The organism is Streptomyces sp. NPDC005533 (assembly GCF_042871845.1).
In the GTDB taxonomy this organism is placed as follows: domain Bacteria; phylum Actinomycetota; class Actinomycetes; order Streptomycetales; family Streptomycetaceae; genus Streptomyces.
In genome coordinates this window covers 1-9,621 of the sequence record NZ_JBIAJH010000089.1, presented here as the reverse complement: position 1 = coordinate 9,621, position 9,621 = coordinate 1, and the positions used below count along the sequence as shown (strand labels likewise).

The 9,621-nt window shown below is 75.0% G+C and carries 8 protein-coding genes and 1 riboswitch; of the genes, 6 read left to right on the top strand and 2 right to left on the bottom strand.

From position 1 onward, the window contains the following. Window positions 1-91 precede the first annotated feature (91 nt). Entirely contained in the window at window positions 92-325 is a 234-nt protein-coding gene (locus ACFYP3_RS36035) for a ferredoxin (protein ID WP_365484705.1), read from the bottom strand. Continuing rightward, on the bottom strand, window positions 325-1,788 hold the full coding sequence (locus ACFYP3_RS36030) for an aldehyde dehydrogenase (RefSeq protein ID WP_388842174.1): 1,464 nt from the start codon (window positions 1,786-1,788) through the stop codon (window positions 325-327). Before ACFYP3_RS36030 ends, ACFYP3_RS36035 begins: the two co-directional genes overlap by 1 nt. A gap of 180 nt (window positions 1,789-1,968) precedes the next feature. Between ACFYP3_RS36030 and ACFYP3_RS36025 the strand changes: the two genes are divergently transcribed. The 6 genes from ACFYP3_RS36025 (at window position 1,969) to ACFYP3_RS36000 (ending at window position 9,350) form a co-directional block, all read left to right on the top strand. Then, complete coding sequence (locus ACFYP3_RS36025) at window positions 1,969-3,018, top strand: MBL fold metallo-hydrolase (protein ID WP_388842172.1); 1,050 nt, start codon at window positions 1,969-1,971, stop codon at window positions 3,016-3,018. A 133-nt stretch (window positions 3,019-3,151) separates the two neighbouring features. After that, window positions 3,152-3,281, top strand: a riboswitch (cobalamin riboswitch). A gap of 112 nt (window positions 3,282-3,393) precedes the next feature. Then, the gene (locus tag ACFYP3_RS36020; protein WP_388842170.1) at window positions 3,394-4,650 is read left to right on the top strand and encodes a prenyltransferase/squalene oxidase repeat-containing protein; all 1,257 of its coding nucleotides are present in this window, start codon (window positions 3,394-3,396) and stop codon (window positions 4,648-4,650) included. Beyond that, window positions 4,650-5,342, top strand: a complete 693-nt coding sequence (locus tag ACFYP3_RS36015) for an SCO2322 family protein (RefSeq protein WP_388842168.1) — start codon at window positions 4,650-4,652, stop codon at window positions 5,340-5,342. The genes ACFYP3_RS36020 and ACFYP3_RS36015 overlap by 1 nt, the downstream gene beginning before the upstream one ends. Then, window positions 5,339-6,679 carry an energy-coupling factor transporter transmembrane component T gene (locus ACFYP3_RS36010; RefSeq protein WP_388842166.1) on the top strand — a complete coding sequence of 447 codons (1,341 nt, stop codon included), beginning with the start codon at window positions 5,339-5,341 and terminating at the stop codon, window positions 6,677-6,679. Before ACFYP3_RS36015 ends, ACFYP3_RS36010 begins: the two co-directional genes overlap by 4 nt. After that, on the top strand, window positions 6,676-8,499 hold the full coding sequence (locus tag ACFYP3_RS36005) for an ABC transporter ATP-binding protein (protein ID WP_388842164.1): 1,824 nt from the start codon (window positions 6,676-6,678) through the stop codon (window positions 8,497-8,499). The genes ACFYP3_RS36010 and ACFYP3_RS36005 overlap by 4 nt, the downstream gene beginning before the upstream one ends. Next, window positions 8,445-9,350, top strand: a complete 906-nt coding sequence (locus ACFYP3_RS36000; protein WP_388842176.1) for an ECF transporter S component — start codon at window positions 8,445-8,447, stop codon at window positions 9,348-9,350. The genes ACFYP3_RS36005 and ACFYP3_RS36000 overlap by 55 nt, the downstream gene beginning before the upstream one ends. The last annotated feature ends 271 nt before the right edge of the window (window positions 9,351-9,621 follow it).

Sequence of the window (9,621 nt, the reverse complement as noted above, 5' to 3'; positions counted from 1 at the left end):
GCAATGGGTTCCTAGACAGCTCCCACCACACCGGAGGTCTTCGCCATGTTCAAGACCAGCCGAGTGTCAACAACGCTCGTGATCAATACACCTAGTCCTCCGGTGGGAAGACCGGTTCGCCCGTGGCGGCCAGCGTGATCAGGATGGCCTCCACCGGGCAGCCCTCCGCCGCCGTCAGGATCGGCTCGTTCGCGTCCGACTCGGCCGCGCGCGGGTGGGACTGGCGTGCCGAGTCCAGGACGAAGCCGTCCGGGGCGTGGTTCACGCACATGCCCGAGCCGATGCAGACCCCCCGGTCCACCTCGACCTGCCAGCGGTCACCCATCAGGCACCCGCCTCGTGGCCCGCCGGCAGGTGGATCATCTTGTGTTCCAGGTACTCGCTCAGTCCCTCCGGGCCGAACTCCCGGCCCACGCCGCTGTTCTTGTAGCCGCCGAACGGGCCGAGCATGTCCAGGCTGAAGGTGTTGACGTTGAAGGTGCCGGTGCGGATCTGCCGCCCGAAGTCGATGCCGTGCTCGACGTCGCCGGTCCAGACGCTGCCGCTCAGGCCGAACTCCGAGTCGTTGGCGACCCGTACCGCCTCCGCCTCGTCCCCGTACGGGATCAGGCAGACGACCGGGCCGAAGATCTCCTCGCGCGCGATCCGCATGGAGTTGTCCACGTCGCCGAAGAGGGTGGGCTCGACGTACCAGCCGCGGTCCAGGCCCGCCGGGCGGCCGCCGCCCGAGAGGACCTTCGCGCCTTCCTCCTGGCCGATGCGGATGTAGTCCAGGGAGCGCTGCTGCTGCCGCCTGGCCACAAGCGGGCCGAGTTGCGTCGCCGGGTCGAGCGGGTCGCCGACGACCAGCGCGCCGGCCGCCGCCGCGAGGGCCTCGGCCACCTCCTCGTACCGGCTGCGCGGGGCGAGGACGCGGGTCTGGGCCACGCACGCCTGGCCGTTGTTCATCCAGGCCGCGGGCACGATCCCGGCGATGGTGGTGTCGAGGTCGGCGTCGGGCAGGATCACGGCGGCGGACTTGCCGCCGAGTTCGAGGGTGACCCGGGTGAGGTTGCGGGCGGCGACCTCCATGACGCGCCTGCCCGCGGCGACCGAGCCGGTGAAGGCGACCTTGTCGATGCCGGGGTGGCCGACCAGGTACTCGCTGACCTCGCGGTCGGCGGGCAGGATCGACAGCACGCCTTCGGGCAGTCCCGCCCCGCGCGCGATGTCGGCCAGGATGTAGGAGTCGAGCGGTGCTTCGGGGGACGGCTTGAGGATCACCGTGGAGCCCGTCAGCAGCGCCGGGGCCAGTTTGGCGGCGGCCACGAACTGCGGGACGTTCCACGGGATGACGGCGGCGACCACGCCCACCGGTTCCCGGCGCACCAGGATCGGGCCAAGCACGCCCTGGCGGTGTTCCTCGTACGGGTAGGCGCGCGCGACGGTGATCGCGGCGTCGTAGACCATCATCGGGCCGAGCGCCTGGGCGAGGACGCTCCAGGAGTACGGGGATCCGTTCTGGGAGCTGATCGAGCGGGCGATCTCCTCGTGCCGGACCGCGATGGCGTCCTTGATGCGGGTGACGACGGCGATGCGCTCGTCCAGGGTCATCCGCGGCCAGGGCCCCTCGTCGAACGCCTTGCGCGCGGCGGCGACGGCGCGGTCGACGTCCGCCTTCGAGGCGTGCGGGACGGAGCCGATGACCTGCTCGGTGTGGGGGGAGACGATCCGGATCGTGTCGGTGCCCAGCGGATCCGTCCACTCCCCGCCGATGAACAGTTGTCCGTGTTCCACGAGCTCGGTCATGGCTGAGGCCTCCTGCGGCTTGGCGTTCCAGAACTGATACCAGTTCTAGTTCGAGGAGTCCACGGCCAGGACGGAACAGCGGAGAAGATCCAACGGCTAGTCAGAAGGGCCCGGAAGTGGTCGACTTGGGCTCCTACTGGAACACGTTCTCGTCAGAGGGCGGCAACGGGCGGAGGGCTCATGCCGGAGGACACGTCACAGGTCACCGATCACGGCGGAGGCGTGTGGGGAATCAAGGTGCCCATCCCCGACAACCCGCTGGGCCACACCCTCGTCCACGTCCTCGACACCGACCGCGGCCCGGTCCTCGTCGACACCGGCTGGGACGACCCCGAGTCCTGGGACACCCTCGTCGCCGGACTCGCCGCGCTCGGCATCGCCGTCGCCGACGTCCACGGCGTGGTCATCACCCACCACCACCCCGACCACCACGGCCTCTCCGGCCGGGTCCGGGAGGCGTCCGGCGCCTGGATCGCCATGCACGCCGCCGACACCGAGGTCGTCGTCCGCACCCGCTCCTCCGAGCCCGGCGTCTGGTTCGACTACATGAGCGCCAAGCTCGCCGCCGCCGGAGCCCCCGAGGAGCACCTCGCGCCCCTGCGCGCCGCCCGCGCGAGCGGCCGCACCCGGACCCTGCCCGGGCTGCGCGCCGCCGTGCCCGACCGCGAGATCGTCCCCGCCGAACTGCTGCCCCTCGCCGGACGCCGGCTGCGCGCGATCTGGACCCCCGGCCACACCCCCGGCCACGTCTGCCTGCACCTGGAGGAGGCCCATCCCGCGCACCTGCCCGGCAACGGCCGCCTCTTCTCCGGCGACCACCTGCTGCCCGGGATCTCCCCGCACATCGGCCTGTACGAGGCCCCCGAGGACACCCGCGTCACCGACCCCCTCGGCGACTACCTCGACTCCCTCGAACGCGTCGGCCGGCTGGCGCCCGCCGAGGTGCTCCCGGCCCACCAGCACGCCTTCACCGACGCACCCGCCCGGGTACGGGAACTGCTGGACCACCACGAGGAGCGGCTGTCCGGGCTGTGGGCGCTGCTGGCCGAGCCGCTGACGCCGTGGGCGCTGGCGGAGCGCATGGAGTGGAACCGGCCCTGGGAGCAGATCCCGTACGGCTCCCGCAACATCGCCGTCTCGGAAGCGGAGGCCCATCTGCGGCGTCTGGTGAAGCAGGGCCGCGCGGAGGCCGTCCCGGGCACCGACCCGGTGACCTACCGGGCGGTGTGAGGGCTGCGGCACGGTGCCGTACGGGCTCGGGCAGGGCCGGCGCCGGACCCGGGCGCGGCCCGGCCCGGGACCGGGGCGTGGCCGGTAAGGGGCCCTGGCCCCCGGCGCCCCCGGACCCGCAGGCTACGGGCCGGTAGAGTGAAGCCGTCGTCCACCTTTCCGTACGGGGGGAAGCCGGTGCGAATCCGGCGCTGACCCGCAACCGTGACCCACCCGGCACCGCCCGGGCGGGGAGCCGGAATGCCCCGTACCGCAAGTGCGCGGCTCGCGCCGTCGGATCCTCCGGCGGCCGGCACCGTCGAGGTAAACGGAGCCGGAGCCCGGTGCCAGTGCGTGCCCGCCTCCGGTTCCCCAGCAGGAGAGGCACCCTCCCCCATGAACGTCCGTCGCAGCGCAGCCGCGCTCGCCGCCTCCGCCGTGCTCTGCGTGGGTGTCGCCCCCGCAGCCCTCGCCGACACCGCGCCGCCCGCCTCCCCCTCCGCATCCCCGGTCATCCCCTCCGGCCTCTACGGCAAGAGCGACCCCGGCTACGACGGCGTGTGGCGCCAGTCCTTCGCGCTGCTCGCCCAGGACACCGTCGGCGTCAAGCCCGCCGCGCAGGCCGTGGACTGGCTGGTCGGCCAGCAGTGCGCGAACGGCTCCTTCCCCGCCTTCCGCGCGGACACCGCCAAGGACTGCGACGCGACCGCGTACATCGACTCCAACGCGACGGCCGCAGCCGTGCAGGCGCTGACCGCGCTCGGCGGCCACGGTGACAGCGTCAAGAAGGCCGTCGCCTGGCTGAAGTCCGTACAGAACGAGGACGGCGGCTGGAGCTCCAACCCGGGCGGCGCCATGGACGGCGGCACCGACGCCAACTCGACCGCCATCGTGATCAGCGCCCTGGCCACGGCCGGTGAGAAGCCGGCCGACGTCAAGTCGAAGGCGGGCAAGACCCCCTACGAGGCGCTGCTCTCCTTCCAGCTGGGCTGCGCCGCCGAGCCGGCCGCCGACCGGGGTGCCTTCGCGTTCCAGCCGGTCGACGGCAAGCTGCTCGCGAACGGCGACGCCACGGCCGCGGCCGCGCTGGCCGGCCTCGGCACGGGCTCGGCCGTCGTCCCCTCCGGTACGGACACCCCCGCGGCGCCGCTGACCTGCCCGGCGGCGGGCGCCGCGGACCCGGTGGCGGCGGCCCAGGGCGCGGCGGGCCACCTGGCCGAGGCCCTCAAGAAGGACGGCCACCTGACGGCCGTGACCCCGGGCTCCGACCAGCCCACCCCGGACACCGGCAACACCGTCGACGCGGTGATCGCCCTGGCCGCGGCCGGGCACAAGCAGTCGGCGGCGGGCGCCCTGGAGTGGCTCAAGGCCAACTCGGCGCAGTGGGCGAACGGCAGCCCGGCCGCTCTCGGCACCCTGATCCTCGCCGCGCACGCCACGGGCACCGACCCGAAGTCCTTCGGCGGCACCGACCTCGTCGCGGCGCTGAACGCGACCGGCCCGGCCCCGCAGGGCCCGGACACGGACGCCACGACGGTGAAGGACGACTCGTCCGACGACCAGAACCTCTGGTGGATCATCGGCGCGGGCGGCGCGGCCGGCGTGGGCATCGGCATCCTGCTGAGCGGCCGCCGGAAGAAGAACCAGCTCTGATGCGCCACCGCCGGCCCGCCGCGGCCCTCGCTCTGGCGCTGGCCCTCGGGAGCGTCCTGGCCGTCCTGGCCGCCGCTCCCGCGCTGGCGGCCGGCTACCGCTACTGGTCGTTCTGGGACGGCTCGGACGGCGGCCGGTGGTCGTACGCGACGCAGGGCCCCTCGACGGCCCGCCCCAAGGACGGCTCCGTGCAGGGCTTCCGCTTCTCGGTGAGCAAGGACGCGGCGGACCAGGCGGCGCAGCCGCGCGCCGCGGCCGACTTCGAGGCCGTCTGCGGTTCCACCGCCCCGGCGCAGGGCCGCAAGCGGGTCGCGCTCGTCGTCGACTTCGGCGTGCCCGCGGACGCCCCGTCGGGCGAGGCCCCGCCCCAGGACGCCCCGCGCACCGCCTGCGCACAGGTGGCCCCGGAGGCCACGGCCGCCGAGGCACTGGCGTCGGTCGCGAAGCCGCTGCGCTACAACGGCGCGGCCCTGCTGTGCGCGGTCTCGGGCTATCCGAGGCAGGGCTGCGGGGAACCGATGGCGGACGCCCCGGCGGCGAGCGCGTCGGCGGCGGCGTCCGCCACCCCGGCTGCCCCGGCTGCCCCCACCGCGGACGACGGCGGCCCGTCGGCGGGCCTGCTGGCGGGCATGGCGGCCGTGGCCGCCCTGGCCGCGGCAGCCGTCTGGCAGTCCCGCCGCCGCACCCGATGACGGTCCCGACCCCGCGGGAGCCGGCGCCCGGCGACGGCGGGGCGGCCGCCGACGGCGCTGCGGCACCCGCGGGGGCCGCCCACGGTCGCAGCGCGAGCCGCCCGGGTGGCACGGGCGGGTACCGGGGCCGGCCGCAGGCCGGGCGCACCCCCGCCGGAGCCGCACCCGGCGACGTGACCCCGGCCCGCCGGAGCCGCCCCGCGGCGCCGGACTCCCCGCACTGGTCGACGTACGAGAGGAAATGGCGGGCCCCGCTCGCCGGCCGGGCCACCGCCCTGCACGCCGGGGCCTGGTGGCTCTGGGCCCTCGGGCTCGCCACCGCCGCCTCCCGCACCACCAACCCCCTGCTCCTCGGCCTGATCGTCGGTGTCGCCGGGTACGTGGTGGCAGCCCGCCGCACGGACGCGCCCTGGGCGCGTTCCTACGGCGCGTTCCTCAAGCTCGGCCTCGTCGTCATCGGCCTGCGCCTGCTCTTCTCCATGCTGCTCGGCTCGCCCGTCCCCGGCGCGCACACCTTGTTCACGCTCCCGGAGATCCCGCTGCCGGCCTGGGCGCAGGGCATCCGGTTCGGCGGGAGGGTCACCGCCGAACAGCTGGCCTTCGCCTTCTACGACGGCGCGAAACTGGCCGCCCTCCTCGTCTGCGTGGGCGCCGCGAACGCCCTCGCGAACCCGGCGCGGCTGCTGAAGTCCCTGCCGGCCGCCCTGTACGAGGTGGGGGTGGCCGTCGTCGTCGCCATGACCTTCGCGCCGAACATGGTCGCCGACGTGGTCCGGCTGCGGACGGCCCGCCGGCTGCGCGGGCGCCCCACCGGCGGGGTGAAGGCGATCCTCCAGATCGGTCTGCCGGTCCTGGAGGGCGCGCTGGAGCGTTCCGTCGCCATCGCCGCGTCGATGGACGCGCGCGGCTACGGCCGTACGGCGCAGGTCCCGCCGGCCGTCCGGCACACCACCAACGCCCTCACCCTCGGCGGTCTCCTCGGCATGTGCGCGGGCACGTACGGGCTGCTCGCCGCGCAGGGCGGCGCGTACGGGCTCCCCGTGCTCGGCGTCGGCGCCGCCCTGGCCCTCGCGGGCCTGCGCCTCGGCGGACGCCGGTCGGTGCGGACCCGCTACCGGCCCGACCGCTGGGGGCCGCGCGCCTGGCTGGTGGCCGGGTCGGGCGCGGCCGTCGCCGTGCTCCTCGTCCGGGCGGGCACCGTCGACCCGGCCGCGCTGCACCCGGGCGTGGTCCCGCTGGTGGCGCCGACGCTGCCGTTGTGGCCGACGGCGGCGATCCTGATCGGCCTGCTGCCCGCGTTCGTGGCACCCGTACCGCCCAAGGAGGCGTCGCAGTGATCCGCTTCGAGCAGGTGTCGGTCACCTACGAGGGCGCGGCCGGGCCTTCCCTCCAGGGCGTCGACCTGGTGATCCCGGAAGGCGAGCTGACCCTTCTGGTCGGCCCGTCGGGGGTCGGCAAGTCCACGCTGCTGGGGGCCGTGTCGGGGCTGGTGCCGCACTTCACGGGCGGCCGGCTGAGCGGACGCGTGACCGTGGCCGGGCGGGACACCCGTACCCACAAGCCGCGGGAGCTGGCGGACGTGGTCGGCACGGTCGGGCAGGACCCGCGGGCCCACTTCGTGACGGACACGGTGGAGGACGAGCTCGCCTACGGCATGGAGTCCCTGGGCCTGCCACCTGCGGTGATGCGCCGCCGGGTGGAGGAGACCCTGGATCTCCTCGGCCTCAACGAACTCCGGGACCGGCCCCTCGCCACGCTCTCCGGCGGCCAGCAGCAGCGGGTCGCGATCGGCTCGGTCCTGACCCCGCACCCCCGGGTCCTGGTCCTGGACGAGCCCACGTCGGCGCTGGACCCGGCGGCGGCGGAGGAGGTCCTGGCGGTCCTCCAGCGCCTGGTCCACGACCTCGGCACCACCGTCCTGATGGCGGAGCACCGGCTGGAGCGGGTGGTCCAGTACGCCGACCAGGTGCTGCTCCTGCCGGCGCCGGGCGCGGCCCCCGTCCTGGGTCCCCCGGCGGAGATCATGGCCGTCTCCCCGGTCCACCCCCCGGTGGTCGCCCTGGGCCGCCTCGCCGGCTGGACCCCGCTCCCCCTCTCGATCCGCGACGCCCGGCGCCTGGCCACCCCCCTCCGCACCCACCTCTCCCCTCCCCCACCCCACACCCCAACCCCGCCGGCGCCGCACATCCCAGCCCCTCCGGCGCACATTCCAGCCCCTCCGGCGTTTGAGGAGCGGGGTCCGGGGCGGAGCCCCGATCTTGCAGCCTCCCCGGCGTTTGAGGCGCGGGGCCTGCGGCGGAGCCCAGGCGGCGGCGCGGCCGGGCTGCTGGCGCGGCTGCTGCGTCGGGGCACGCCGAGCCCGACCCCGACCCCGAGCCCCGCCCCGGAAGGGCCTGCGGCCCACACCCGCGGCCTCGGCGTCCGCCGCACCCGCACGGACGTGCTCCGCGACATCGACCTCACGGTGGCGCCCGGCGAGATCATCGCCCTCATGGGTCGCAACGGCGCCGGCAAGTCCACCCTCCTCGCCACCCTCGTCGGCACGCTCGCCCCCACCACCGGCGAGGTGACCGTCGGCGGCCGCACCCCCCACCGCACGCCCCCGCCCGAGATGGTCCGTCGCGTCGGCCTCGTCCCGCAGGAGCCCCGCGACCTCCTCTACGCCGACACCGTCGCCGCCGAGTGCGCCGCCGCCGACTCCGACGCCGGCGCGGCCCCCGGCACCTGCCGTGCTCTGGTCCGCGCGCTGCTCCCGGAGGTCCCCGACGAGACGCACCCCCGTGATCTGTCCGAGGGCCAGCGTCTGGCCCTCGCCCTGGCGCTGGTCCTCACCGGCCGCCCGGCCCTGCTGCTCCTGGACGAGCCCACCCGCGGCCTGGACTACGCCGCCAAGGTCCGCCTGGTCGAGATCCTCCGCGCTCTGGCGGCCGACGGCCACGCCATCGTCCTCGCCACCCACGACGTGGAGCTCGCCGCGGAGCTGGCCCACCGCGTGGTGATCCTGGCCGGCGGGGAGGTCGTCGCGGACGGCCCGACGGCCGAGGTCGTCGTGTCCTCGCCGGCGTTCGCCCCGCAGGTGGCGAAGGTCCTGGCGCCGGGCCACTGGCTCACGGTGAGCCAGGTCGCCGCGGCCCTCGACGCGAGGGAGTCCCGGTGAACCGGCCCGTCCGCGTCGGGCCGCGGGCCGCCGCCGCCCTGGTCCTCGTCTTCCTCATCGGCGTCGCGGCCTTCGGCTGGCCGCTCCTCGCCGACCGGCAGTCGGGGCTCGCCCATTCCCAGGACGCCCCCTGGCTCTTCGCCGCGCTCCTTCCCCTGCTGGTGGCGGTGGTCGTCGCGACGATCGCCGACAACGGCATGGACGCCAAGGCGGTGGCGATGCTCGGTGTGCTCGCGGCCGTCGGGGCGGCGCTGCGACCGCTGGGCGCGGGGACGGCCGGGCTGGAGCCGATGTTCTTCTTGATGGTGCTCAGCGGCCGCGTCCTCGGTCCCGGCTTCGGTTTCGTCCTGGGCTCGGTGACGATGTTCGCCTCGGCCCTGTTGACGGGCGGGGTCGGGCCGTGGATGCCGTTCCAGATGCTGGCCATGGGGTGGTTCTCGCTGGGGGCCGGGCTGCTGCCGGGGCCGGATCGGCTGCGCGGCCGGGCGGAGCTGCTGATGCTGGCGGCGTACGGCTTCGTGGGCTCGTTCGCGTACGGCACGGTCATGAACCTGCAGGGGTGGGTGCTCCTGCAGGGCATGGGCCAGGGCATCTCGTTCCACCCGGGCGATCCCGTCCCCGCGAACCTGGCGCGGTTCGTCGCGTACTGCCTGGCGACCTCGGTGGGGTGGGACCTGGGCCGGGCGGCGCTGACGGTCGTCCTGACGCTGACGGTGGGGGCCACTCTGCTGAAGGCGTTGCGGCGGGCGACTCGGAAAGCTGCCTTCGACGCGCCCGTCTCCTTCGATTCGACGGCCGTCACGGGCCGCGAACCCACCCTCGAAAGGGGTACGAACGGTGGCGGAGGGTAACATTCGGGGCCCTGGGCGGTGAGGCGCCCCACAGGACCCACGTCACATACGAACGCCGATAGTGCACCCCGAAGGCCACCACCACACCCCCCTCACACCCGTCTTCACCTGCTGGGAGGTTGATCGCGGCAGGGGCGGGCCGTAGGGACCCGTCTGCGAGGCGGGCTAGTACGCCCGGTCTTTGCCAGGCCGCCGGGTGGTCGGTAGAACTGGATGAGTCGCCGGGCGGCACGGGTGGTTCACCCGCCGCCGACGAGCCCCTCTCCTCCGT